Origin of the sequence: Aeromicrobium sp. WCS2018Hpa-31, from assembly GCF_031843905.1 — a bacterium.
Taxonomy (GTDB): domain Bacteria; phylum Actinomycetota; class Actinomycetes; order Propionibacteriales; family Nocardioidaceae; genus Aeromicrobium.
Genome location: NZ_JAVTJF010000004.1, coordinates 172478 through 196950 on the forward strand (window position 1 = coordinate 172478; position 24473 = coordinate 196950).

Genomic DNA, 24473 nt, shown 5'->3' on the forward strand with positions numbered 1-24473 from the left:
CGACCGGACGACCCACCCTCGAGGAGACGGCCATGACGATGAGCCGGCGCGAGATCGCGAAGGACGCGGTGCAGCAGGGCGTGGAGGCGGCGATCACCACGAGCGGGCGCATCAGCGCCATCCTCTTCGACACCGCGCGTCGCGTCACGACCGAGGTCGGGGCGTTCGGCACCGAGCTGTTCGAGATCACCGAGGCCAGCCGCCGCGCAGGTGAGGAAGCCGACGACGCCGGACGCGTCACACCCACCCATCCGCAGGACGACTGAGGGCGAATCCCTTTCATGACCAGCTCTCCGACGTCCGGCTCCCCCACCTCCGAGCGTCGCCCCCGCGTCGCCGTCGTCGGTTCCGGCGTCTCCGGCCTCACGGCCGCCTACGTGCTGCGCAGCACCCACGACGTGACCCTCTTCGAGGCCGACGACCGCTTCGGCGGCCACGCCCACACCCACGCGCTCGAGGCCGACGGCACCACGCACCACGTCGACAGCGGCTTCATCGTGCACAACGACCGCACCTACCCGCTGCTGCGTCGCCTGTTCGCCGAGCTCGACGTCGACGTGCACCCCACCGAGATGTCCATGAGCATCCGGTGCGAGGGCTGCGGCCTGGAGTACGCCGGTGGCCGCAAGCTGCCCGGACTGTTCGCCCAGCGCCGCCGCGCGTTCGACCCCACCTACCTCGCGATGCTGGCCGGCGTGAAGCGGTTCCAGCGCGCGGCGCTGGCCCTGCTCGACTCCGAGCCGGACGCCTCCGAGCCCCAGACGTACGGCGACTTCCTGACCACGCACGGCTTCTCGCAGCACTTCGTGGCCCACTACGCCATCCCGGTCGTGTCGTGCGTGTGGTCGTCGGGCCAGGAGACGGCTCTGCAGTACCCGGCGCGCTACCTCTTCGCCTTCCTGCGCCACCACGGCTTCCTGTCCATCTCCGGCTCGCCGCAGTGGTTCACCGTCCAGGGCGGCTCGGGCTCCTACGTGCAGCGCGTGACGGCGGCCATCGGCGACGTCCGCTCCTCCACCCCCGTGCGCGCGATCTCGCGCAAGCCCGACGGCGTCGTCGTGCTCGACGCCTCCGGCACCGAGCACCAGGTCGACTCCGTGGTCATCGCCACGCACGCGGACGACGCGCTGGCCCTGCTGACCGACCCCACCGACGAGGAGCGTCGCGTGCTCGGCTCCTTCACGTACTCACGCAACGAGACCGTCCTCCACCAGGACCCGAGCGTCCTCCCGCGCGCCACCGACGCCCGCGCCGCGTGGAACTACCGGATGGACACGTGCAGCGGCCGCGGCGACAGCACGGCGGTCACGTACTGGATGAACCGGCTGCAGGGCATCGAGAGCAGCAAGCCGTACCTCGTGAGCCTCAACTCCACGAGCCGCATCGACCCCACGTCGGTGCTGGCCACCATGCAGTACACCCACCCCGTGTACACGCCGACGTCGGTCGCGGCGCAGCAGGACCTCCCGTCGCTGTCCGGGGGGCGCACGGCCTTCGCCGGCGCGTACCACGGCTGGGGCTTCCACGAGGACGGCTGCCGCTCCGGCGTCGAGGCGGCTCGATCGCTCGGGGCGAGCTGGTGACCACCCACGTCGAGGACACCTCCTCGAGCGCCGGCGCCGGCTCGTCCGGCCTGCCCGCCGTGCCCGCACTCGTCGTGGGCGCTGTCTCGCACACCCGGCGCGTGCCGGTGCGGCACCGGTTCCGGTACCGCATGTACCAGTGGCTGGTCGACGTCGACGACCTGCCGCGGCTTCCCCGGTGGCTGCGCCCCTTCTCGACCTTCCGAGCCGCCGACCACATCGGCGACCCGGACCGGACGCTGCGCGAGAACGTCGAGACGTTCTGCCGCGAGCAGGGCCTCGACGCGAGAGGCCGCCGCATCCTCATGCTGGCCAACGCCCGCACGCTCGGGCACGTGTTCGACCCGCTGACGGTCTTCTGGGTGCTCGACGGCGACCGCACCGAGGCGATCGTGGCCGAGGTGCACAACACCTACGGCGAGCGGCACGCCTACTTCCTGCGGCCCGACCCGCAGGGCCGCACGAGCACCGACAAGGCGTTCTACGTCTCGCCCTTCTTCACGGTCGCCGGCCGCTACGACCTGCAGTTCCGCCTCCAGGCCGAGGCCGTGGCCAGCACCGTGATCCTGCGCCAGTCGCCCTCCGACGACGGCTCACCCGCCACCGCGCCCGGCGAGGCGGTCTTCAGCGCCACGTTCCGCGGCGAGCCCCGACCCGTCACCGCGACCCGGCTCGCGCGCCTCCTCGTCGCCATGCCCCTCATGACCCATCGGGTGAGCCTGCTGATCCGAATCCATGGTGTGTGGCTCTGGCTGCGCCGACTCCCGGTCGTGCCACGACCGGCTCACGAACCCCAGAAAGGCACGACCCGATGACCGACACCCTCGCCACTCGCTGGCCCGGCATCGCGCAGACGCCGCGCACCCCGTTCAAGGCCCGTGTGGCGAAGGCGGTGGTGCGCCCCGGCGTGAACCAGCTCCCCGTCCGCCTGACGTTCCCCGACGGCACGGTGTGGGGCGCCGGTGGCCCCGACGCCCCCGAGATGCAGGTCCGTCGACCGGCCGCCTTCTTCAGCCGCCTCGGTCACGACACCAAGATCGGGTTCGGCGAGGCCTACATGGCCGGCGACTGGACCGAGGGCCCGGGCACCGACCTGGCCGACCTGCTCACGCCGTTCGCCGCCCGGCTCACCACGATCGTCCCGCCGTCGCTGCAGAAGCTGCGCGGGCTCGTCGACCGCAGCCTGCCCCAGCACGAGCGCAACACCAAGGAGGGGTCGCGCTCCAACATCGAGCGCCACTACGACCTCTCCAACGACCTGTTCCAGCGCTTCCTCGACCCGTCGATGACGTACTCGGCCGCATGGTTCGAGAGCCCCGACGAGTCGCTCGAGCGCGCGCAGGAGCGCAAGCTCGACGGCATCCTCGACCAGGCCGGCGTGGGTGAGGGCACCCGCGTCCTCGAGATCGGCAGCGGCTGGGGGTCGCTGGCCATCCGGGCCGCGCGTCGCGGCGCGAAGGTCACCACGATCACGATCTCCTCCGAGCAGGCGGCGCTGGCGCAGGAGCGCTTCGCCGAGGCCGGGGTCGCCGACCGGATCGAGCTGCGTCTGCAGGACTACCGCGACGTGACCGGCGAGTTCGACGCCGTCGTCAGCTGCGAGATGATCGAGGCCGTCGGCGAGGAGTACTGGCCGACGTACTTCGCCAAGATCGACGAGGTCCTCGCGCCCGGCGGCAAGGTGTCCATCCAGGCCATCACGATGGCGCACCACCGCTACCTGACGACGCGCAACTCCTACGGCTGGATCCAGAAGTACATCTTCCCGGGCGGGCTCATCCCCTCCCCGGAGGCCATCGACCAGTCGCTCGCCTCCTACACGCAGGGCCTGGCCGTCACCGAGCGCCATTCGCTCGGGCAGGACTACGCCCGCACGCTGCGGCTGTGGCGTGACCGTTTCGACGAGAACTGGTCGGAGATCGCGGCGCTCGGCTTCGACGAGACGTTCCGCCGGCTCTGGCAGTTCTACCTGGCCTACTGCGAGGCCGGTTTCGCCGTGGGCTACCTCGACGTCTTCCAGCTGCGCATGGAGCGCACTGCCTGAACTTCGTCACACCCGAACCACCCATCCCCCTGGGTGGTGGCGCCGAACCCCTGATGAGGGAAATCTCCCGCAGCGTCAGGAGGGCATCGTGGCGAGCACCAGCCGACTTCCGGATCCGATCCAGGAATCGTACGAGTGGCAGCACGCGGGAGCGTGCCGTGGCGTGGACACGGAGACGTTCTTCCCGCCGGAGACGGAGCGTGGGCCGCGCCGACGTCGGCGCGAGGCCGCGGCGAAGGCGCTGTGCGCGACCTGCCCGGTGATCCAGGAGTGTCTCGACCACGCGCTCTCCGTGCGCGAGCCGTTCGGCGTCTGGGGCGGGCTCAACCAGACCGAGCGCGAGCACCTGCTGCGCGCGGCGGGCTGAGCCGGGTCAGAGCTCGCTGGTCTTCGGCCAGGGGTTGGCCTTGCATCCCTGCAGGCCCTTCGACTGCTGCTGCATGACCGGGGCCGCCTTGCCCTTCCCCGGGCAGCGCGCGTGACCCTTGCCGAGGAAGTGTCCGACCTCGTGGTTCACCACCATGTGCCGGTAGTCGCGTATCGAGCGCCGGGCCTTCGACCACACCGACGTGCCCTTGTTCCAGCGCGTCTCGTTGATGATGACGTTGCGCCCGACCCGGCAGCTGTACGTGGAGCTGCATCCCGAGGAGTACGACGGCACGCGGGAGGCCTTCGCGAGGACGAGGGTGAACGACCCGCCCTTCGAGACCTCCTTGAACCGGATGCCTCCGCCACGCCAGCCGCGTGCGTCGGCCAACGTCTGAGCGGCCTGGGTGCGGAACGTGGACAGGCTCGCCTTCGAGCCGTTGCGCCGCACCGAGTAGGTGATGGTGCGTCGCACGTCGCGCCGGTGCTTGACCAGGCCCGTCGAGAGCGAGGCCGCCCAGCGCGTCTGGTGGTAGCGCTTGGAGGCGGTCACCCGCACCGCCAGCCGGTGGCCGACGTCGCCGGACTTGATCGTGTACGTGCGCCGGGTGGCACCGGCGACCGGCTTGCGGTCGCGGTACCAGCGGTAGCGCAACGTGACTCCCCCGGTGCTCCACCGTCCCGCCGAGGCGGTCAGGGTCTTGCCGTAGCGACGGGTGCCCGAGACGACGGGCCGGGCGCGTAAGACCAGCAGGGCCGGACCGACCGTGGTCGGTGCCGTGGTCGTGACGGCGTCGGCGAGCTCCGGGCTCGAGGCGGTGACCCGCACCGAGACCGCGCGGGCGTGGTCGGCGGCACCCAGGCGGTAGGTGGCGGCGGTCGCCCCGCTGATCGGGGCACCGTCGCGCAGCCACTGGTACGCGACGGAGGCGTCGGTGGGGCTCCACGTGCCCGGCGATGCGGTGAGGGTCGAGCCGTAGCGCGACGTGCCCGTCACCGCGGGCGGCTCGACCGGGACCACCGCGGTCGCCACCGGCGGCTCCGGCACCTCGTCGGCCTGCGCAGGCCCCGACGTGGCGCCGAGGACCGTGGCCACGAGGGCGAGCAGCAGGGCGGCCACCACGGAGTGGACCGCACCGCGGCGCGACGTCGCCCGATCATGGGTCGTGACCGCGTCGGTTCCCGGCCCCCCGTCCGTCCCCAGCACCGTGGTCACTCCCAGAAGATTCGTTCGACGACCTGCCGTGCGTGCCGGGTGGCGCGCAGGTAGTCGTCGATCATGCGTTCGCTGTGCTGCTGACCGTATCCCAGCAGGTGCGCCACGCCTGCCCTTTCGTCGGACTGCTCCACCATGGACTCGGCGGGCTTGGCACGCATGAGGACGACGGCGTTGCGCAGCCGGCTCACCAGCTGCCAGGCGCGGCTCAGCACCTCGGCGTCCTCGGCCGTCACCAGATCCGCCTCGGCGGCCGCCGACAGGGCGCCGAGCGTCGACGTCGTGCGCAGGCCCGGGACGGCATGGGCGTGCTGCAGCTGCAGCAGCTGCACCGTCCACTCGACGTCGGCGATGCCGCCGCGTCCGAGCTTCAGGTGGGTCTGGGGGTTCGCGCCGCGGGGCAGCCGCTCCGACTCGACCCGCGCCTTGATCCGGCGGATCTCGCGGACCTCGGCCTCGGACATGCCCTGCTCCGGCCACCGCAGCGGGTTGACGAGCTCGGTGAACCGCTCGCAGAGCTCCGGGTCGCCGATGCTCGCCCGGGCACGCAGCAACGCCTGCGCCTCCCACACGGCCGAGTACTTCTCGTAGTAGGAGACGTAGGCGGCGAACGAGCGCACCAGCGGTCCGTTGCGACCGTCGGGCCTCAGGTCGGCGTCGACCTCCAGCGGCGGGTCGTCCCCCGGGGTCGAGAGGACCTTGCGCAGCGTGGTCGCGACCGCGGTCGCCGCAGCCGCCGCCTCGCCGTCGTCGGCACCGGGTCGGGGCTCGTGCACGAACATGACGTCGGCGTCCGAGCCGTAGCCGGACTCCCGCCCCCCGAGCCGGCCCATCAGCACGATGGCCATCCGCGTGGGGAACGGGTCCTTGCCGGCCTCCTCGCGCTGCCGGGTCACGGCGTCGATGCAGGCCGTGAGCGCGGCCGCGAGGGTGGCCTCCGCGATGCCGGAGAGCGCCACGCCCACCTCGTCGACGTCGAGCCGGCCGAGCACGTCGGCGATCCCGACGCGGGAGAGCTCGCGACGACGGACCCGCCGCACGGCCTTGATGGCCTGCTCCGGCGTCGTGTGTCGTCGGGCGGCCAGCTGCATCTCGCCGCGCAGACGCTCCGCGTCGCGCGGCACGAGCTCGTCGTCGTCGCCGAGCAGGGCGACCGAGTCCGGGGCGCGCTGGATGAGGTCGGATACGTAGCGGCTGGAGCCGACGACCGCGGCGAGCTGCTCGGCGCCCTCACCCTCGTCGCGCAGCTTGCGCAGGTACCAGTGGGACTCGCCCAGCGACTCGCTGATCCGCCGGAACGTGAGCAGGCCGGCGTCGGGGGACGGCGACTCGGCGAACCACTGCAGCATCGCCGGGAGCAGCGACCGCTGGATGGCGGCCCGCCGCGAGACCCCGGACGTGAGCGCCTGGATGTGGCCGAGCGCGCCCTTGGGGTCCACGAAGCCCAGAGCCATGAGACGTGCCTGGGCGGCCTCCGGCGTGAGTCGCAGCCCTTCGTCCGGCAACGACGTGACCGCCTCCAGCAGCGGCTGGTAGAAGAGCTTCTCGTGCAGGCGCCGCACGAGGCGCTTGTGGGCGTTCCAGTCCTTCTCCAGGCCCTCGGCCGGGTTCTGGCGGTAGCCCATGGACCGGCCGAGGCGGCGCAGGTCCTCGAGGTCGTCGGGCACGACGTGGTTGCGCCGCAGCCGGTAGAGCTGGATGCGGTGCTCCAGGGTGCGCAGGAACTCGTAGGCGTCCTCCATGGCGGCACCGTCGCGCCGGCCCACGTAGCCGCCCTCGGTCAGCTCGCGCAGCGCCTCCAGCGTGGTGGGGCTGCGCAGCGACTCGTCGCCCCGCCCGTGCACGAGCTGGAGCAGCTGGACCGCGAACTCGACGTCGCGCAGGCCACCCGCGCCCAGCTTGAGCTGGCGCTCGCGCTGCTGGGACGGGATGTTCTCGATCACGCGGGTGCGCATGGCACGCACCTCGCGCACGAAGTTCTCGCGCGTGCTCGCCTCCCACACCTTCGGCGACAGCGCGTCCAGGTAGGCCTGCCCGACCTCGGCGTCGCCGGCGGCGAACCGCGCCTTGAGCAGAGCCTGGAACTCCCACGTGGAGGCCCACCGGTCGTAGTACGCCACGTGGCTGCGCAGGGTCCTGCTCAGGGGGCCCTGGTTGCCCTCCGGTCGCAGGTTGGCGTCGACCTCCCAGATGGTGCCCTCGCGCGTGTGGTCCGAGCAGAGGCGCATCATCGTCGACGCGAGCCGTGCGGCCACGCGGGAGGCGGTCTGCTCGTCCGCACCCTCCGCGGGCTCGTGCACGAAGATCACGTCGACGTCGCTCACGTAGTTGAGCTCGCGACCTCCGGTCTTGCCCATGGCGATCACGGCGAGCCGCACGCTGTCGGAGTCGGGCTCCTGCCGGCGCGCCAGGTCCAGCGCTGCACCCAGCGTGGCCACCGCGAGGTCCGCCAGCTCCCCGGCGGACTCCTCGAAGCCGGTGAGCGCGGTCAGGTCGCGGGCGGCGACGTGCAGCAGCTTGCGCCGGTACGCGACCCGCAGCTCGTCGGCGTCGGCCACCTCGCCCAGCTGCTCACGCATCGTCGCGAGGTCGAGGGGCACGGGCGACAGGCGGTCGGCGCCGAGGTCCTCGACGTGCTCGGGGTGGCGGGCCAGGAAGTCGCCGAGCGCCTCGCTCGTGCCCAGCACGATGAGCAGGCGCTGGCGCAGCTCGTCGTCGGCCCGCAGGGTCGTCAGCAGCCGGTCGGTGCCCCACGCCTCGGCGATCGCGACGAGGGAGGAGAGCGCCGTGTCGGGACTGGCCACGGCCGCCACCTGCTCGACCAGGGCGTCGTCGATGCCCTCGAGACGTGCCAGGTGCGCGGCCGCCGCAGCCCCGTCGAGGAAGCCGCGTCGGGCAAGGGCCAGCTCCGGGGACTCGGTGGACACGGCTGCAGGCTACGGCACGTGGTGGGACCCGCCGGCTGCGCTGGCTGGTGGTGGACGTGGCTACGTTGCCGTGCTCGCTCCGGTCGCCTTGCTCCTGCTGCTGGGGCTTCGACGCGCTGCTGCGCTGCCCGCGGTCGCCGTGGACCTACTGCTGCGCTGCCTGCGGTCCACGTGGCCCTGCGGCTGCGCTGCCTGCAGTGGTCGTGGGCCTGCTGCTGCGCTGCGTCGGCTCACGCTGGGACTGGTCTCCGAAAGGGCCTCGACCGGGGAGCTCGGTGGGACGCGGTCCGGGGTCGCGGGGTCCGGTCTGGTGCTGGGGGTGACGCACGATTCTTCTTTAGCGCGTGTTTGGCGCAGGGTTCTTCGTTCGTGCGTGCCATCGGTGGATCCTCAACCGCAGACGGCCCGCAGAGGTTGAGGATCCACCGATGACGGGGGCGCAGGGTCAGGGATTCTTCCTTCTCGTGGACCGGTCCACGAGAAGGGAGAATCCCTGCCACCCCGCGCAGCCAGGCGGCCACGATGCTGCGTTCACGTGCACCGGCCCGAACGATGCTGCGTTCACGACCGGATCCCGACACCAACGCAGAAGCGCTCGCCCCCCAGCGCACGAACGCAGCATCCTGCGTCCCCCACGCGCGAACGCAGAATCCTGCGTCCCACACGCGCAAAGGAAGAATCGTGCGTCCGACCAGCACCCGCCACAGCCCGAGAACCCGGACCGCGTCCCGCGCCAGCCGCCCGGTCGAGGCCCTCTCGGAGGCCGACCCCGGCGCGGGCCGAAGCAGCGCAGCAGCGAGCCGAAGCCCCCGCGGGCGACGCAGCAGCGAGCCGAAGCCCCCGCAAGCAGTCGCGTCTCCCGCCAGCCCGAAGCGCCGACCTCAGAGCACGGGCAGCAGCCGGTCGATCTCGAACTGGGTGACCTGGGACCGGTAGGCCTCCCACTCCTGGCGCTTGTTGCGCAGGAAGAAGTCGAAGACGTGCTCGCCCAGGGTCTCGGCCGCGAGCTCGCTGTTCTCCATCTCGCGGATCGCCTCGTCCAGGTTGCGCGGCATGGGGGTGAGGCCCATCGCCTTGCGCTCACGGTCGGTCAGCGACCACACGTTGTCCTCGGTCTCGGGCGGCAGGCTCGAGCCGTTCTCGATGCCCTTGAGCCCGGCGGCGAGCACCAGCGCGTAGGTCAGGTAGGGGTTGCAGCCGGCGTCGATGCCACGGTGCTCGACGCGGGCGGACCCGCTCTTGTGCGGCTTGTACATCGGCACCCGCACGAGGGCGGAGCGGTTGTTGTGGCCCCAGCTCAGGTAGTTGGGGGCCTCGTAGCCGCTGGCCAGACGCTTGTAGGAGTTGACCCACTGGTTCGTGACGGCGGTGATCTCGGGGGTGTGCTCCAGGACCCCGGCGATGAAGGAGCGGCCCGTGGCACTGAGCTGGTACTCGGCGCCGGCCTCGTAGAAGGCGTTCTCGTCACCCTCGAAGAGCGAGAGGTGCGTGTGCATCGCCGAGCCCGGGTGGTCCGTGAACGGCTTGGGCATGAAGGAGGCCCACTTGCCCTGGCTGAGCGCCACCTCGCGCACGACGGTGCGGAAGGTCATGACGTTGTCGGCCGTGGAGAGGGCGTCGGCGTAGCGCAGGTCGATCTCCTGCTGGCCGGGTCCGCCCTCGTGGTGGCTGAACTCGACGCTGATGCCCATGTTCTCGAGCATCGTGATGACCTCGCGACGGAAGTCCTGTCCCCCGCCCTGGGCGGTGTGGTCGAAGTACCCCGAGTCGTCGACCGGGACGGGCCGACCGCCGACGTCGGGCTTGCCACGGAAGACGTAGAACTCGATCTCGGGGTGCGTGTAGAAGGTGAACCCCGCCTCGGACGCCTTGTGCAGGGTGCGCTTGAGCACGTGCCGCGGGTCGGCGAAGGACGCGCTGCCGTCGGGCATCGCGATGTCGCAGAACATGCGCGCGGTCGCGGGGGCCTCGCCCCGCCACGGCAGGATCTGGAAGGTCGACGGGTCGGGCTTGAGCAGCATGTCGGCCTCGTGCACCCGGGCGAAGCCCTGGATGGCCGACCCGTCGAAGCCGATGCCCTCGGCGAACGCGCCCTCGAGCTCGGCGGGAGCGATCGCGACGGACTTGAGAGACCCGAGGACGTCGGTGAACCAGAGCCGCACGAAGCGGACGTCGCGCTCCTCGAGCGCCCGGAGGACGAAGTCTTCCTGCTTACCCATGGGGCTGAGTCTCGCACGGGTCGTGTTACGGCGATGTTACGTGGCCGACGCGCCTCACGGGGCGGGTGACGACGTGCCCTCGACCATCCGTCCGCGGACGTACTGCCACCCCTCGTCACTGCGCACGAAGCGGCTGACCTCGTGCAGCACGCCGAGCCCGGCCTCACGATCGGTCCCGCCCCACGCCGCGCGGAACTCAACGACGCCGAAGGAGTCGTCGGGCCCACCCGCCTCGGTGCGCAGCACCTCCAGCCCGGTCCACACCAGGGCCGGGTCGTGGTCGATGCGCGCCGGCCGGGTCGTGGGGTGCCACGTGCGCAGCAGGTAGCCGCCGTCACCGAGCACGTATGCGGTGTAGCGCGACCGCATCAGCCGCTCGGCCGTCGGTGCCGCACCACCGGCGAGGAACGGCCCGCAGCACGTCGCGTAGGCGTCGCCGGTGCCGCACGGACAGGTCCTGGCCATGGCTCCATCATGGTCGATCGAGCCCTAGGCTGGCCGTGTGCCCCAGCTGCGTCTCGCCCTCGCCCAGGTCAACCCCCGCGTCGGGGACCTCAACGGCAACGTCGAGCTCGTCGTCGCGGCCGCGCACGACGCGTCCATGGCCGGGGCCCACCTGCTCGTGATGCCCGAGATGGTCCTCAACGGCTACCCCGTCGAGGACATGGCCTACCGGCTGTCGTTCATCGAGGGCACGCGCGACCGCGTGCCCGCCCTCGCCGCGCGTCTCGTCGAGGAGGGCCTCGGCGACCTCGTCGTCGTCGTCGGGCACCTCGACACCGCGAAGGACCACGTCGACACCGACCGGCTCGGCGTGCCCAAGAACGCGCCCACGAACTCCGCGTCGGTGCTGACCGGTGGCCGGGTCGTGACGCGCTACGACAAGCACCACCTCCCCAACTACGGCGTCTTCGACGAGTTCCGCCACTTCGTGCCCGGCGACGAGACCCAGGTCGTGCAGGTGCACGGGGTCGACGTCGCGATCGCGATCTGCGAGGACATCTGGCAGGACGGACCCTCCGCGGCCGCCGACGCCGCCGAGGCGGGACTCCTCGTGGTGCTCAACGGCTCTCCGTACGAGGCGGCGAAGGACGACGTCCGGCTCGACCTGTGCGCCCGTCGGGCACGCGAGGGCAGCTGCGCACTGGCGTACGTGAACCTCGTCGGCGGGCAGGACGAGCTGGTCTTCGACGGCGACTCGCTCGTCGTCGACGCCGCGGGTGAGCTGGTGGCACGCGCCGCGCAGTTCGAGCCGGAGCTGCTTGTCGTCGACCTCGACCTCCCCGCCGCCACCGCGCCCATGCCGGACCCCGGCACGCGCTTCCACGGCCTGCGGGTCGAGCGCACCGTGATCTCCTCCGATCCCCTGCCGGCCTACGAGCCGACGGTGGCGACGGTGGCCGAGCGGTGGGACGACCTGGGTGAGCGCTACTGGGCGATCGTGCTGGGCCTGCGCGACTACGTGCGCAAGAACGGCGCCTCGTCGGTGCTGCTCGGCTTGTCCGGCGGCATCGACTCCACCCTCGTCGGCGCGATCGCGGTCGACGCCCTGGGCGCCGAGAACGTCTTCGGCGTCTCGAACCCGAGCGACTGGTCGTCCGAGCACAGCCGCAGCGACGCCGCCGAGCTCGCGCGCCGCACCGGTCTGCAGCTCGACACCGTGCCGATCGGGCCCATCTTCGACGCGTTCCAGTCGACGTTGGGCCAGACGACGACCCGGCTCGACGGCATCGCCGAGGAGAACCTGCAGGCGAGGATCCGCGCCGTCGTCTGGATGGGCCTGTCGAACCAGCACGGACACCTCGTGCTGGCCTGCGGCAACAAGTCCGAGCTGGCCACCGGCTACTCCACGATCTACGGCGACGCGGTGGGCGCGTACGCCCCCATCAAGGACCTCCCGAAGACCCTGGTGTGGGAGGTCGCGCGGTGGCGCAACGCGTGGGCCGAGGAGCGCGGGGAGCAGCCCCCGATCCCGGAGAGCACCATCAGCAAGCCGCCGTCGGCCGAACTGCGTCCCGGTCAGCTGGACTCGGACTCCCTGCCGCCCTACGAGCTGCTCGACGCCGTGCTCGACGCCTACGTGGAGCGCGACCTCGGCTCGGCGGCCGTGATCGCCGAGGGCTTCGACGCCGCGCTCGTGGAGCGGGTGGTCACCCTCGTGGACAAGGCCGAGTACAAGCGTCGCCAGTACCCGCCCGGACCCAAGGTCAGCCGCCGCAACTTCGGCCGTGACCGCCGCGTGCCCATGACCAACGCGTGGCGCGAGTCGCTCGACTCGTGACGTCCCGCACATCGACGCGACAACCGGCGTCGATGCGGCAGGATGGGACGTGTCCGTGGACCCCCACCGAGGGGCTGCGAGAAGAGAGGGACCCACCATGACCGAGCACACCCCTGCCCCGACGTCGGCCGAGGAGCCTGCCCCCTACGGCAGTGCGACCACCTCCGCGCCGGACTCCCCCGGCTCGAGCCCCGCCACACCCGTGGCCGCCGGCCCGACGACCGACCCGGCGATCCGCCGCGTGCGGACGCACCACCTGCAGCAGTGGAAGGAGCAGGGCCACAAGTGGGTCATGCTCACGACCTACGACCAGTACACCGCCGCCACGTTCGACGAGGCCGGCATCCCGGTGCTGTTCATCGGCGACTCCGCGGCCAACAACGTGTTCGGGTACGAGTCCTCCCTGCCGGTCACGGTCGACGAGCTGCTCCCGCTCGTGAAGGCCGTCACCCGCACCGCCCGGCGTGCCCTCGTGGTCGCCGACCTGCCGTTCGGGTCCTACCAGCGCTCGCCTGAGCAGGCGTACGACACGGCGGTGCGGTTCATGAAGGAGGGCCAGGCCCACGTGGTGAAGCTCGAGGGCGGGGCCGAGATGGCTCCGCAGATCGAGCTGCTCACGAAGGGTGCGATCCCCGTCATGGCGCACATCGGCTTCACCCCGCAGTCCGAGCACGCGCTCGGTGGCTACCGGGTGCAGGGCCGTGGCGACGCCTCGGCGAAGCTGATGGAGGACGCCCTCGCCGTGCAGGAGGCCGGCGCCTCGTCCGTCGTCATGGAGATGGTGCCCGCCCCCATCGCGGCCGAGATCACCCGCACGCTGCACATCCCCACGATCGGCATCGGGGCCGGAGCCGACTGCGACGCCCAGGTGCTCGTCTGGCAGGACATGCTGGGCCTGCGCACGGGCAAGGCGCCGCGCTTCGTGAAGCGCTACGCCGACCTGCACTCGGTGATCCTGGGCGCCGCCCAGGAGTTCGCGGCCGACGTCGCGGGCGGCACGTTCCCCGGGCCGGAGCACACCTTCGACTCCTGACCGAGCCCGGCCGACGTGGCCCGACTCAGGTGCGCCAGTCGAACAGCGAGACGCCGACGGCGTTGACGGCGAACCAGGCGGCCAGGGCGTAGAGCGGCACCCAGGTGGCGCGGGCGGGCTGCGTGGCGATGGTGCGGCGCAGCACCGGCACGAAGCACGCCAGCACGACGAGGTGCAGCAGCACGCCCCACCACGGCGCGTAGAGCACGGTGGAGATCACCAGCCACAGCATCACCACGAGCCCGGTGACGCCGATCCACGGACCCGAGCGGTCGAGCTGCAGGTTCGTGCGGCTCACGCGTCGGCGGAGGGCTTGTCGTCGTTCCAGTCGGGGTCGTTGTCCCACGACTCGTTGCGCTCCTGGACCTTGTCGAGGGCACGCGCAGCGTCGGCCTCGGTCGGGTAGGGGCCCAGGCGGTCGGCGGCCTTGCAGCCGTCCTCACCCTCGACGGTGTGGTGCTTGAGACAGAAGAAGAATGCGGGGGCCTCGGCGCTCATGGACCCATCCTGCCCCACCCCCGGTGCCGATGCCCCTCGCGATCGTCGGAGGCGGAGCGGCCTCGTAGCATCGGGACGTGTCTCCCCTCGTCGCCGGCCGCGTCTCCCCAGTCCGCCACGTCCCGTCGCGCATCGACCGGCCCGAGTACGTCGGCCAGCCCGCTCCCCTGCCCTACCGCGGGTCGTCGGTGCGCGATGCCGAGACGATCGCCCGGATGCGGGTCGCCGGCAGGATCGCGGCGCAGGCGATCGACGCGGTGGAGGCGGCGATCGCACCGGGCGTGACCACCGACCAGCTCGACCGGGTGGGCCACGACTTCCTCGTCGCCCACGACGCCTACCCTTCGACGCTGGGCTACCGCGGCTACCCGAAGTCGCTGTGCAGCAGCGTGAACGAGGTCATCTGCCACGGCATCCCCGACGACCGTCCCCTCGAGGACGGCGACATCGTCAACATCGACATCACCGCCTACGTGGACGGCGTCCACGGCGACACGAACAAGACCTACCTCGTTGGCGACGTCGACGAGGAGTCGCGCCTGCTCGTGGAGCGCACCCGCGAGGCCACCCACCGCGCGATCCGCGCGGTCAAGCCGGGCCGTCAGATCAACGTGATCGGTCGGGTGATCGAGGCCTACGCCGCGCGCTTCGGCTACGGCGTCGTGCGTGACTTCACCGGCCACGGCGTGGGCCCGGCGTTCCACGACGGCCTGATCGTGCCGCACTACGACGAGCCGTCGGCCGACACGATCATCGAGGTCGGCATGACCTTCACGATCGAGCCGATGCTGACCCTCGGCTCGATCGAGTGGGACCTGTGGGACGACGGCTGGACCGCCACCACCCAGGACCACTCCCGCACCGCCCAGTTCGAGCACACCCTGCTCGTGACCCCCGACGGCGCCGAGATCCTCACCCTCTCGAACCCGCCCGGCGCGTAGCCCGCCCCACCGTTGGTCGGGCGTCCGCCCCCAGCGCTGGTCGAGTAGCGCGTTCGGCGACGAAGGAGCACGAACGGGCGTATCGAGACCACTGCCCCTCGACGAGCTCGAGAAGCGCGCTGTGAGTGAACGAGGCGGCCTGTAAGCCGGATTCTGTCCCCGGTCCGAGGACCGGGGGGCGACCATCCATCTGGGTCACGCATCGCTGCGCGCCTCGAGCGACCTACCCGCTGACATCGGACGAGCAGCCCGTCAGCGCAGGCGCCGGAGCGCCCTCTTGGTCTTGCTCCCGGTGGGGTTTACCTAGCCGACGCCGTCACCGACGTCGCTGGTGAGCTCTTACCTCACCGTTTCACCCTTGCCCGCACCCCGTCACCCGTGAGGGTTTCGGGGCCGTTGGCGGTCTGTTCTCTGTGGCACTGTCCCGCACGTCACCGTGGGTGGCTGTTGGCCACCACCGTGCTCGGTGGAGTCCGGACTTTCCTCGACGGGCCTGAGCCCGCCGCGGCCGCCCGGCCGCCTCGTTCGTGGGCCAGTCTAGGGCTCGCTCGTCACGTCGTTGCAACCTTCGGTCCCTACGCTGGCGTCGTGGAGGTCGAGGAGATGCCGTCCGATGCCGTGGCGAGGACCGAAGGTGGGGTCGGCGACCTGCGCCCTCGGCTCCATCCCGAGCCCGTCGTGTACGCGATCGTGTCGCAGGGCTTCGACACGTCCACCGCCCTCGCCGCGGTGCGCGAGGCCGAGGGGCTCACCGTCGTGGTCGAGCAGACGGAGGCCGACGAGGACGGTCTGGTGTACGAGTTCGTCGGCGCCTGGATCACCCTGACGATGGTCTCCGCGCTCGACGGTGTCGGCCTGACGGCCACGATCTCCGCGGCGCTGGCCGACGACGAGATCGCGTGCAACGTGGTGGCCGGCTTCCACCACGACCACCTCGTGGTTCCGTGGGACCGACGTCACGATGCGCTCCGTGTCCTCGATGCCCTAGGCTGAGGACCGCGAAAGGGAGTAGTCCCCAATCGCTGCGTCGACATACTGAAGCCGGGCTCTCGGGTCTGGCCTCCGGTGCAGCGGGCCAGACCGGAGACGGTCTCGGCGGACGAGACTTTCGACCCATTGATCGTTGATGATCCTGGGTCGAGGCTCGTCGATCATGGCTCCTCGTCCTGGGGGACGAGGAGTTTCTTCATGTTCGAGGCCCTGTGGCTCAGCACCGCTGTCATCTTCGTCGCCGAGCTCGGCGACAAGAGCCAGCTGATGGCGATGACGTTCGCCACCCGGTACCGGGCGCGTGACGTCATCATCGGCATCACGGCGGCGACGGCGGTCGTCCACCTCGCGTCCGTGGGCATCGGATACTGGATCGGCACGAGCTTCGAGACGTACCAGTCCGGGATCGCGATCGCCGCCGGCCTGGCGTTCCTCGGCTTCGCGCTCTGGACGCTGCGGGGCGACGAGCTCACCGAGGGCGAGGCCGACAAGGCGCGCAAGGCCACAGGCTCGGCCCTGCTGGCGGTGGGTCTGGCCTTCTTCCTGGCCGAGCTGGGCGACAAGACGATGCTCGCCACGATCACCCTCGCCGTGCGCGAGGACTGGTTCGGCGTCTGGATCGGCAGCACCGTGGGCATGGTGGCGGCCGACGCGCTCGCGATCGGTGTCGGCGCGGTGCTCGGCAAGCACCTGCCGGAGCGGGCGATCCGCTACGGCGCCGCGGTGGCGTTCGCGATCTTCGGAGCGCTGCTCATCTTCGAGGGTCTGCGCTGATCGCCCTCCGCCGCCTCGCTAGGCTCGCCCGGTGCTGATCGTGCTCCCGCCCTCCGAGGGCAAGACCGCACCGTCCGACGGACCCGTGCTGGACCTGGCCGCGTTGTCGTTCCCACGTCTCACGCAGGTGCGCGACCAGGTGTCGCGGGCCCTGGTCCGTCTCGCGGGCACCCGGCGGGCCGCCGAGGTGCTGGGGCTCGGCCCCACGCAGGCCGACGCCGTGGAGACCGACGCCCGCCTCTTCGAGGTGCCGTGCGCACCGGCGGGCGAGGTGTACACCGGCGTGCTGTTCGGCGAGCTCGACCTCGCCACGCTCGACGACGCCGCCACCGCCCGGGCCGAGCGGACCGTGTCCGTCGCGAGCGCCCTGTTCGGCCTGGTGCGGGTCGGCGACCCGATCCCCGCCTACCGCCTCTCCGGCACGGTCACGCTGCCGCGTCTGGGCCCCGTCGCAGGCCGCTGGCGGCCGGTGCTGCCGCAGGTCCTCGACGACGAGGTGGCCGACGGACTGCTCGTCGACCTCCGCTCGGGCGCCTACGTGAACCTGGGCAAGCCGTCCGCGGCTCTCGCCCCCCGCACCGCCACCGTCCGGGTGCTGCACGAGCAGGACGGCCGCCGCAGCGTCGTGAGCCACTTCAACAAGGCGACGAAGGGTCGGCTGGTGCGCGCACTGCTCACCGAGGGCGCCTCGCCGGCATCGGTGGACGAGCTGGCCACGGCGTGGCGCGACCTCGGCTGGACGGTCGAGCAGGACGGGACCCGTCTCGACGTCGTCACCACCGGCGTCCACTGACGATCGGCGTATCCACGCGTTCCCGCCTGTGCGCGGCCGTCTACTCGGGGACGATCGAGAACCCGCGCAGCGACGGCGTGCCGTCGGGCCACCAGGCGATGGTCGTGATGCTGGCCGGGGCCAGCTCCATGCGGTGGATGATCGACATCGGCCCGTCCAGGGCGAGCCTCGTCATGAGCTTGATGGGCGTCACGTGGCTGACGACGACGACGGTCTCACCCGCGTGTGCCTCGACGATCCGGTCGCGCGCCTGCCGCACCCGCTCCTGCACCTCGTCGAAGGACTCCCCGCCCGGTGGGGCGACCGCGGTCGAGGACAACCACGTGGACAGCTCGTCGGGCCAGCCCTCCATGATCTCGGCGAAGCTGTGGCCGTCCCAGTCACCGAACGCGGCCTCCTCGACACCGTCGTCGACGCCGACCGTCACGCCGGTCTCGCGGGCGACGAAGCCGGCCGTCTCGCGGGTGCGGCGCAGCGGCGAGGAGATGATGGCGTCGACGTCGTGGTGGCGCGCGATCCAGGCTGCGGCGCGCGCGGCCTGAGCCTCGCCCTCGGCGACGAGCCCGGGGTCTGAGCCTCCGCGGCCGCAGAACAGCTTGCGCACGGTGTTGGCCGTGACGCCGTGCCTGAGCAGCACGAGCGTCGTGGGGCGGCCGTGCACGTCGCCCCTCCAGCCGAGCAGCGGGTTGGTGTCCTTGCCGGTACCACTCGGCGGCGCCTCGAGCGGTGCGGTGACGTCGTCGGCCGGCGGCACCGGAGTCGTCTCCTGCTGGACGGCCGTGCCCACGACGGCGGGCTCGCCGGTGCGGGCCTGGGCGTCCAGCGCCTCGTTGGCGAGGGCGTCGGCGGCGGCGTTCTGGTCGCGCGGGATCCACGTCCACTCGACGACCCGGTCGGCGAGCCTTCGGGCCTGCTCGGCCAACGGCTTCATCGACGCGTGCTTGATCTTCCAGCGTCCTGCCATCTGCTCCACGACCAGCTTGGAGTCCATGCGGACGACGACGTCGGCATCGGGAGCGTGCTCGGCGGCGAGCTCGAGCCCGGCGATGAGTCCCCGGTACTCGGCCACGTTGTTGGTGGCGGTGCCGATGGTCTCACCGCGTGTGGCGAGGACCTCGCCGGTGGACTCGTCGCGCACCAGCGCACCGTAGGAGGCGGGCCCTGGGTTGCCCCGCGACCCTCCGTCGGCCTCGACGACGACCCGCCCGACGGCGGCGGTCACAGCCCGGACTCGGCCGTCCGCACCAGGATGCGACTGCACTCGGGGCAGCGCACGACGTCGTCCTCGGGCTGGGCGGCGATCTCGCGGAGGTCGGCGCCGTTGAGCTCCAGACGACACCCCTCGCACCGACGCGCACGCAGCGCAGCGGCACCGAGCCCGCCGTACTGGTGACGGATTTTGTCGTACAGGGCGAGCAGGTCGGCCGGGACACCCGGAGCCACGCTCTCGCGCTCCTCGTTCACCGAGACGACCTCGGCGTCGATGGCCTCGACCGCGGCGTCGCGGGCAGCGGTGACGTGCGTGAGCTCGGCCACCAGCGCGTCGTGGTCGGCGGTGACCGCCCGAAGCTCGGCCTGGGCGATCTCGAGCTGCTCCATGATCTCGAGCTCCTCGTCCTCGAGCGTCGAGATCCGACGCTCCAGGGCGCCGAGCTCGTGCTGGAGGTTCTCGAGGTCCTTGGGGTTGGAGATCGCACCGGAGGAGAGTCGCTCCTCGTCGCGCGTGCGGCGCGTCTTGACCTGCTCGACCTCGGCGTCGGCCTTCTTCTGGGCGCGCGTGAGGTCGCTGACCGTCGTCTCGACCTCGACCTGGCGGCCGCGCAGCTGGGCGACCTCGGCGGTCAGCTCCTCGATGCGGGCGAGCTCGGGCAGGGAGCCACGGCGGTGCTGGAGCCGGGCGAGGGCGGAGTCGGTGTCCTGGAGGTCCAACAGGGCCTGCTGGGCGGACGGTTCGGCTTTCAGGGGGTCCTCCTGGGTGCGGGAGCCAACGCGTGGGACCAGGGGTCGGTCACCAACGTGGACACATGGACGTCCACCGTATCGCCCAGGCGCTCGCGCAGCACGGAGGCGACCACCGGCAGCCAGGTCCACTCGGCCGCCCAGTGCGGCACGTCGACCACGCCGCAGGCGCCGGGACGCTCGAGGTGCTCGCTGACCGGGTGGTGCCGCAGGTCCGACGTGACGTACACGTCGGCTCCCGCAGCGTCGGCGGCACCGAGCAGGAAGTCTCCCGAGCCGCCGCAGAGTGCCACGGTGGTGACCTCGCTCGTGAGGTCCCCGGCCACGCGGGTGGCGCCGTGGTGCGCCGGCAGCGCAGCAGCCACGTGGTCCGCGAACGCGGCCAGCGTCATGGGCGTCTCGAGCCTGCCGATGCGACCGCTCCCCCGGCTGGACGGAGCGGCAGCCGTGGGCAGCACGAGGTAGGAGACCTCCTCGTACGGGTGCGCCTGCAGCAGCGCCGTCCGCACGGCTTCACGCAGGGTCGCCGGTGCGACGAGCTCGAGCCTCGTCTCGTCGACGTGCTCGAGCGCGCCGACCTCGCCGATCGCGGGCTGCGCACCGTCGAGGGGCCGGAAGGACCCGGTGCCCTCGGACCGGAAGACCGCCGAATCGTAGTCGCCCACGTGCCCCGCTCCGGCCGCGTGCATGGCACCCGCCACGGCGTCGGCGTCGCCGCGCGGGACGTGCACGACCCAGGCGTCGAGGCCGGGATCGGTGTCGACGTCCAGCGGGCGCACGTCGTGCAGCCCCAGCGCGAGGGCCATCGACTCCGAGACACCGAGGGGCGGGGAGTCGGCGTTGGTGTGACAGGTGTGCAGCGCGACGCCGTGGGTGGCGAGCGTGTGCACGACGCGACCCTTGGGCGTGGTCGCCGCCACCGACGTGACGCCCTTGAGGTACAGCGGGTGGTGGGTGAGGAGCAGGTCCGCACCCCGGGCGACGGCCTCGTCGGCGACGGCCTGCACCGGGTCGACGGCGACCAGGATCGAGCCCACCTCGGCGTCGGGATCCCCGACGACCGTGCCGACCGCGTCCCAGTCGTCGGCCCAGCGGGGGTCGTAGAGCTCGTCGAGCACGCGGACGACGTCACGCAGCGTGGGCATGCCGCCACCCTAGGACGTGACGGGAGCGCGCTACCCCACCGAGCCCAGGGCGAACGGCAGGACGGCGTCGGCGCCGGCCCGCCGGAGCTCGCGGGACGCGACCGCGACGGTCCATCGGCTGTCGACGAGGTCGTCGACCATGAGCACCGGACCGTCCGTCGCGGCCAGGGCCTCGCGGAGGGCGTCGGGCACGACGAACCGGCCCCACACCCCGGCCAGCCGGAAGGCGCTGTTGCCGCCCTGGGTGGTGGCCGGCGCACCGGGCGCGACCTCGAGCGCGGGCAGCAGCGGAAGGCGTCCGAGTCGGGCCAGGCCCTCGGCCACCGAGGCCACGAGGGTGGGCCGAGCCACCGAGGGAAGCGCGACCACCGCCACGGGTCGCTGGTCCCACGGCCAGTCGCGCAGCGCCCGCGCGCATGCCCCCAGCAGCGGCTCGGGAACGGGCACGTCGGGGGCGCCCGTGGCGAAGAGCTCGCGCAGCGTGCCACCCCAGCCGAGGTCGGTCAGCCTCGCGACCACCCGGCCCGTCTCGGGCCGTTCGGTCGGCGGGATGCGACCGGACACGTCGACCCCCAGCCGCCCGACGCCCGACGGCCACTGGGCGCGCGGGTCGACCGCCACGCCCACCCGGTCGAGCGACTGCGTGGCCCGCTCCACCGCGGCACCGTTCGTGCCGGTGGGGTACCAGGGTCCGGCGCACACGTCGCACCGGCCGCAGGGGGCGGCCGTGGGGTCGTCGAGCTGACGCTGGAGCAGCTCCATGCGGCACGTGCGCCCCGCCTGGTACTCCAGCATCGCCTCCTGCTCGGCCTCACGCGCCTGGGCGATGCGCTCGTACCGTTCCGCGTCGTAGACCCACGGCTCCCCCGTGCTGACCCAGCCGCCCTGCACACGCCGGACCGCGCCGTCGACGTCGAGCACCTTGAGGAGCAGCTCGAGCGGCGTGCGCCGGATGTCGACCTGAGCCTCGAGCGACGCGACCGACAACGGCGTGGTGCCCAGGGCCCCGAGCACGGCGTCGACCTTGGCCTGCGTGGGCATGGAGGCCGTGGCGAAGTAGCGCCAGATGTCGGCGTCCTCCGTGCCGGGCAGCAGGAGCACGTCGGCGGACTCGGTGGCACGGCCCGCGCGCCCCACCTGCTGGTAGTACGCCACGGGTGACGACGGCGCACCCAGGTGCACGACGAAGCCGAGGTTGGGCTTGTCGAACCCCATGCCGAGTGCACTGGTGGCCACGAGTGCCTTGAGCTGGTCGTCCTTGAGCGCCTGCTCCAGGCGGATCCGCTCGTCGGGATCGGTGCGGCCGGTGTACGCGGCTACCGTGTGACCGGCCTCCGCGAGCAGCCGCGCGAGGTCCTCGGCCGCCGAGACCGTGAGCGTGTAGACGATGCCGCTGCCCGGCAGGTCGGCCAGGTGCGAGACCAGCCAGCCCAGCCGCTCACGCGACGTGGGCAGCGTGAGGCTGCCCAGCCGCAGGCTCGTGCGGGCCAGGGACCCGCGCAGCGTCAGGACCTCCCCCTGGGACCCGGCACTCCCGCCGGTGCCGTCCGCCGCCCCCGGCCCGGCACTCCCGCCGAGCTGCTCCTCGACGTCGGTCACGACCCGCTCGTTGGCCGTGGCCGTGGTGGCAAGCACGGGCACACCGTCGGGCATGGACTCGATGAGGTCGGCGAGCCGGCGGTAGTCGGGTCGGAAGTCGTGCCCCCAGTCGGAGATGCAGTGCGCCTCGTCGACCACCAGCAGGCCGATGCGTCGGCGCAGCTCGGGCAGCTGCTCGTCGCGGAAGCGGGGGTTGGTGAGGCGCTCGGGAGAGACGAGCAGCACGTCGACGTCGTCGGCGTCGAGTCGCGCCCGGACGTCGTCCCACTCGTGCGCGTTGGCCGAGCTGATGGACACCGCTCGCACCCCGGCCCGCTCCGCCGCCGCGACCTGGTCGCGCATGAGGGCGATGAGCGGCGAGACGAGGAGCGTGGGGCCCGTGCCGCGCGCCCTCAGCAGCGACGTGGCCACGAAGTAGACCGCGGACTTGCCCCAGCCGGTGCGCTGCACCACGAGGGCACGGCGGTGGTCGTCGACGAGGGCCGAGACCGCCTCGAGCTGCCCCTCGTGGAACTGCGCGTCGTCGCGGCCGGTGAGTCGTCGCAGGGCTTCGAGGGCGTGCTCGCTCGTGGTGGTGGCCGTCATGGACCCATCGTGTCAGCGGGTGCCGACACGGGCGTCGGCCCGTCCACAGCGGGTCAGGGACCGGGACAGGTCCGGTCGTCGCGCAGCTCCTCCTCGAGCGGCGCCGTGGGTGCGGACCCGGGCTCGCAGAGCATCGGGTCGAGCTCGGCGGCCACCGTGCCGCCGACCTCGAGGCGGAGGTTCCACGTGGAGGTCCCGTCGACGAGCAGGTCCACCTGCGCGCGCACCGCCTCGAGCAGCGGCCCGCGCACGGCCGGGTCGTCGAGGTCGGGCGCCGTGCCGCCATTCGTCACCTGCACCACGAGGTACCGGTCCGGGTCGGCGTCCTTCTCCGCGAACTCACGCATCCCCACGCCCACGCGTCCCACCGCCTCGGCGGGCGCGGCGGCGGACCGCAGCGCCGCCCACGCGTCCATGGTCCCGTCGCCGGGGAAGCCGCGGTCGACGCTCACCGAGGAGCCGTCGGCAGCCGCGACGCCCCAGCCGCGGCGCGCGTCGTCGGCACCGTGCGCCTGCTCGAGCCGGTCGAGCGCTGCGGACACGTCGTCGGCTCCGGTGCCCTTGCCCAGCGTCAGCACGACGTCGGTCTCGACGTGGTCCGGCCCGGGCACGTCCTGGGTCATGATGTCGACGGCCGCAGCTCCGTCCTGCGCGACGTCGTGCGCGAGCGCCCACTCCCGCACGACCGCGTCGGTCGTCGCCTCCGGCTCGAAGGAGCGCAGGTGCACCGTCGACGGGCCGAAGGTGACGTCGACGTCACCCTCCTCGCCCTCGTGGGTGGTGCTGAACGCCTCGTAGACGACGCGCCCCACCTCCTGGAGCTGCTGCGAGGTGACGTCGGGCTCCGCCTCGACCTTCAACGCGACCTTGCCGGAGTCGAGCGTGACCGGCTCGGCGTAGTCGGCCTCCGCCGATGTGACGCCGGGCAGGTCGCGCAGCTCGGCGACGAGCGCGTCCACGTCGTCGGACAGGTTCGGGTTCGCACACCCGGCGAGGAGCAAGGCCAGCAGCGTGCAGGGAGCCGCCACCGCGGCGAGTCGGGATCGCACCGGCCCACCGTCGCACACGCTCGTGGAGGTCCCGCCCCGGCGGACGCAGGATTCTGCCTTCGCGTGCAGAAGTCCGAACGATTCTGCGTTCACGACGGAATCCCGTCGGGAACGCAGAGTCCTTCGAGCCTCCGCCCACGAACGCAGAACCTTGCGTCGCCGGGGTGCGCGGGAGGGGCGGGCAAGCACGCCGCGCGCTCGGCGGCGTCGGTCGGTCCAGGGTGGGCGAAGAGGGACTCGAACCCCCGGCCGCTCGGGTGTAAACCGAGTGCTCTGACCAACTGAGCTATTCGCCCCGGACGGCACCGCGAAGGGCACCGGGCGCCTGGAACCCTACCGCACCGACGGGCTTGCGCGGCGTCCTCGAAGGACGGCTCCGGCGTGAAAGAGCCGCGGCCGCCGGGGTCTCGGGTCCCGGGCGGCCGCAGCACTCATATACAAGCGCATCGGTGGTCGTCACCGCAGGCGTTT

General features: G+C 72.1%; 22 protein-coding genes, 1 tRNA gene and 1 other RNA gene. 11 read left to right on the forward strand and 13 right to left on the reverse strand.

Annotated elements, in window-relative coordinates; translation table 11 throughout:
- Positions 1–32 precede the first annotated feature (32 nt).
- The 5 genes from RQG84_RS06450 (at position 33) to RQG84_RS06470 (ending at position 3994) form a co-directional block, all read left to right on the forward strand.
- Positions 33–266, forward strand: a complete 234-nt coding sequence (locus RQG84_RS06450) for a hypothetical protein (RefSeq protein ID WP_257727469.1) — start codon at positions 33–35, stop codon at positions 264–266.
- A gap of 15 nt (positions 267–281) precedes the next feature.
- Positions 282–1583: an FAD-dependent oxidoreductase gene (locus RQG84_RS06455; RefSeq protein ID WP_311209344.1), complete on the forward strand. Its 1302-nt coding sequence runs from the start codon at positions 282–284 to the stop codon at positions 1581–1583.
- A complete protein-coding gene (locus RQG84_RS06460; RefSeq protein WP_257727471.1) occupies positions 1580–2398 on the forward strand; it encodes a DUF1365 domain-containing protein in 819 nt (272 codons plus the stop codon). Before RQG84_RS06455 ends, RQG84_RS06460 begins: the two co-directional genes overlap by 4 nt.
- On the forward strand, positions 2395–3627 hold the full coding sequence (locus RQG84_RS06465; RefSeq protein WP_311209345.1) for a cyclopropane-fatty-acyl-phospholipid synthase family protein: 1233 nt from the start codon (positions 2395–2397) through the stop codon (positions 3625–3627). Before RQG84_RS06460 ends, RQG84_RS06465 begins: the two co-directional genes overlap by 4 nt.
- 88 nt (positions 3628–3715) lie before the next feature.
- A complete protein-coding gene (locus tag RQG84_RS06470) occupies positions 3716–3994 on the forward strand; it encodes a WhiB family transcriptional regulator (RefSeq protein ID WP_257727473.1) in 279 nt (92 codons plus the stop codon).
- A gap of 6 nt (positions 3995–4000) precedes the next feature.
- Here RQG84_RS06470 and RQG84_RS06475 read toward each other — a convergent pair whose 3' ends face one another.
- The 4 genes from RQG84_RS06475 to RQG84_RS06490 form a co-directional block, all read right to left on the reverse strand.
- A complete protein-coding gene (locus RQG84_RS06475; RefSeq protein WP_311209346.1) occupies positions 4001–5209 on the reverse strand; it encodes a DUF3152 domain-containing protein in 1209 nt (402 codons plus the stop codon).
- Positions 5206–8136: a bifunctional [glutamine synthetase] adenylyltransferase/[glutamine synthetase]-adenylyl-L-tyrosine phosphorylase gene (locus tag RQG84_RS06480; protein ID WP_311209347.1), complete on the reverse strand. Its 2931-nt coding sequence runs from the start codon at positions 8134–8136 to the stop codon at positions 5206–5208. The genes RQG84_RS06475 and RQG84_RS06480 overlap by 4 nt, the downstream gene beginning before the upstream one ends.
- Positions 8137–9017: 881 nt before the next feature.
- Positions 9018–10355 (reverse strand): glutamine synthetase family protein, encoded by a 1338-nt coding sequence (locus RQG84_RS06485; protein WP_055965561.1) that lies wholly within the window; start codon positions 10353–10355, stop codon positions 9018–9020.
- Between the two features lie 54 nt (positions 10356–10409).
- Positions 10410–10820 (reverse strand): YchJ family metal-binding protein, encoded by a 411-nt coding sequence (locus tag RQG84_RS06490; RefSeq protein WP_311209348.1) that lies wholly within the window; start codon positions 10818–10820, stop codon positions 10410–10412.
- A 37-nt stretch (positions 10821–10857) separates the two neighbouring features.
- Here RQG84_RS06490 and RQG84_RS06495 point away from each other — a divergent pair, with 37 nt between their 5' ends.
- Entirely contained in the window at positions 10858–12636 is a 1779-nt protein-coding gene (locus RQG84_RS06495) for an NAD+ synthase (RefSeq protein WP_311209349.1), read from the forward strand.
- 97 nt (positions 12637–12733) lie between these two features.
- Positions 12734–13669 (forward strand): 3-methyl-2-oxobutanoate hydroxymethyltransferase, encoded by a 936-nt coding sequence (panB, locus tag RQG84_RS06500; RefSeq protein WP_311209350.1) that lies wholly within the window; start codon positions 12734–12736, stop codon positions 13667–13669.
- Between the two features lie 25 nt (positions 13670–13694).
- On the opposite strand, the gene RQG84_RS06505 is transcribed toward panB, so the two are convergent.
- Together RQG84_RS06505 and RQG84_RS06510 are read right to left on the reverse strand one after the other, a co-directional pair.
- A complete protein-coding gene (locus RQG84_RS06505) occupies positions 13695–13967 on the reverse strand; it encodes a hypothetical protein (RefSeq protein WP_055965554.1) in 273 nt (90 codons plus the stop codon).
- Positions 13964–14167: a hypothetical protein gene (locus tag RQG84_RS06510; RefSeq protein WP_055965552.1), complete on the reverse strand. Its 204-nt coding sequence runs from the start codon at positions 14165–14167 to the stop codon at positions 13964–13966. Before RQG84_RS06510 ends, RQG84_RS06505 begins: the two co-directional genes overlap by 4 nt.
- Positions 14168–14244: 77 nt before the next feature.
- On the opposite strand from RQG84_RS06510, the gene map reads away from it, so the two are divergent.
- Positions 14245–15108, forward strand: coding sequence for a type I methionyl aminopeptidase (gene map, locus RQG84_RS06515; protein WP_311209351.1), 864 nt, complete (start codon positions 14245–14247; stop codon positions 15106–15108).
- 126 nt (positions 15109–15234) lie between these two features.
- Here map and rnpB read toward each other — a convergent pair.
- An RNA gene (rnpB, locus tag RQG84_RS06520) (RNase P RNA component class A) lies at positions 15235–15632 on the reverse strand.
- A 64-nt stretch (positions 15633–15696) separates the two neighbouring features.
- On the opposite strand from rnpB, the gene RQG84_RS06525 reads away from it, so the two are divergent.
- The 3 genes from RQG84_RS06525 to RQG84_RS06535 all read left to right on the forward strand — a co-directional run bounded on the left by RQG84_RS06525 (position 15697) and on the right by RQG84_RS06535 (position 17665).
- Entirely contained in the window at positions 15697–16101 is a 405-nt protein-coding gene (locus RQG84_RS06525) for an ACT domain-containing protein (RefSeq protein ID WP_311209352.1), read from the forward strand.
- A gap of 195 nt (positions 16102–16296) precedes the next feature.
- The gene (locus tag RQG84_RS06530) at positions 16297–16872 is read left to right on the forward strand and encodes a TMEM165/GDT1 family protein (RefSeq protein WP_311209353.1); all 576 of its coding nucleotides are present in this window, start codon (positions 16297–16299) and stop codon (positions 16870–16872) included.
- A gap of 31 nt (positions 16873–16903) precedes the next feature.
- Positions 16904–17665, forward strand: a complete 762-nt coding sequence (locus RQG84_RS06535; protein ID WP_311209354.1) for a peroxide stress protein YaaA — start codon at positions 16904–16906, stop codon at positions 17663–17665.
- A 40-nt stretch (positions 17666–17705) separates the two neighbouring features.
- Here the strand turns inward: RQG84_RS06535 and RQG84_RS06540 are convergent, their stop codons facing one another.
- From RQG84_RS06540 to RQG84_RS06565, 6 genes are all read right to left on the reverse strand, one after another.
- Positions 17706–18887: a bifunctional RNase H/acid phosphatase gene (locus tag RQG84_RS06540; RefSeq protein ID WP_311209355.1), complete on the reverse strand. Its 1182-nt coding sequence runs from the start codon at positions 18885–18887 to the stop codon at positions 17706–17708.
- Positions 18884–19594 carry a C4-type zinc ribbon domain-containing protein gene (locus tag RQG84_RS06545; RefSeq protein ID WP_311209356.1) on the reverse strand — a complete coding sequence of 237 codons (711 nt, stop codon included), beginning with the start codon at positions 19592–19594 and terminating at the stop codon, positions 18884–18886. Before RQG84_RS06545 ends, RQG84_RS06540 begins: the two co-directional genes overlap by 4 nt.
- 29 nt (positions 19595–19623) lie before the next feature.
- On the reverse strand, positions 19624–20769 hold the full coding sequence (locus tag RQG84_RS06550; protein ID WP_311209357.1) for a Nif3-like dinuclear metal center hexameric protein: 1146 nt from the start codon (positions 20767–20769) through the stop codon (positions 19624–19626).
- A gap of 30 nt (positions 20770–20799) precedes the next feature.
- Positions 20800–22953, reverse strand: a complete 2154-nt coding sequence (locus tag RQG84_RS06555) for a DEAD/DEAH box helicase (protein WP_311209358.1) — start codon at positions 22951–22953, stop codon at positions 20800–20802.
- A 53-nt stretch (positions 22954–23006) separates the two neighbouring features.
- Positions 23007–24002 carry a hypothetical protein gene (locus RQG84_RS06560; RefSeq protein ID WP_311209359.1) on the reverse strand — a complete coding sequence of 332 codons (996 nt, stop codon included), beginning with the start codon at positions 24000–24002 and terminating at the stop codon, positions 23007–23009.
- A 222-nt stretch (positions 24003–24224) separates the two neighbouring features.
- A tRNA-Val gene (locus RQG84_RS06565) sits at positions 24225–24298 on the reverse strand.
- Positions 24299–24473 lie beyond the last annotated feature (175 nt).

Excerpts from the sequence above, each read along its gene's own strand:
- RQG84_RS06450 (WP_257727469.1), top strand. The coding sequence starts at position 33 with ATGACGATGAGCCGGCGCGAGATCGCGAAGGACGCGGTGCAGCAGGGC.
- RQG84_RS06555 (WP_311209358.1), bottom strand. The coding sequence starts at position 22,953 with ATGACGGCCACCACCACGAGCGAGCACGCCCTCGAAGCCCTGCGACGA.
- panB (WP_311209350.1), top strand. The coding sequence starts at position 12,734 with ATGACCGAGCACACCCCTGCCCCGACGTCGGCCGAGGAGCCTGCCCCC.
- RQG84_RS06510 (WP_055965552.1), bottom strand. The coding sequence starts at position 14,167 with ATGAGCGCCGAGGCCCCCGCATTCTTCTTCTGTCTCAAGCACCACACC.
- RQG84_RS06455 (WP_311209344.1), top strand. The coding sequence starts at position 282 with ATGACCAGCTCTCCGACGTCCGGCTCCCCCACCTCCGAGCGTCGCCCC.
- RQG84_RS06550 (WP_311209357.1), bottom strand. The coding sequence starts at position 20,769 with ATGCCCACGCTGCGTGACGTCGTCCGCGTGCTCGACGAGCTCTACGAC.
- RQG84_RS06485 (WP_055965561.1), bottom strand. The coding sequence starts at position 10,355 with ATGGGTAAGCAGGAAGACTTCGTCCTCCGGGCGCTCGAGGAGCGCGAC.
- RQG84_RS06530 (WP_311209353.1), top strand. The coding sequence starts at position 16,297 with ATGTTCGAGGCCCTGTGGCTCAGCACCGCTGTCATCTTCGTCGCCGAG.
- RQG84_RS06490 (WP_311209348.1), bottom strand. The coding sequence starts at position 10,820 with ATGGCCAGGACCTGTCCGTGCGGCACCGGCGACGCCTACGCGACGTGC.
- RQG84_RS06465 (WP_311209345.1), top strand. The coding sequence starts at position 2,395 with ATGACCGACACCCTCGCCACTCGCTGGCCCGGCATCGCGCAGACGCCG.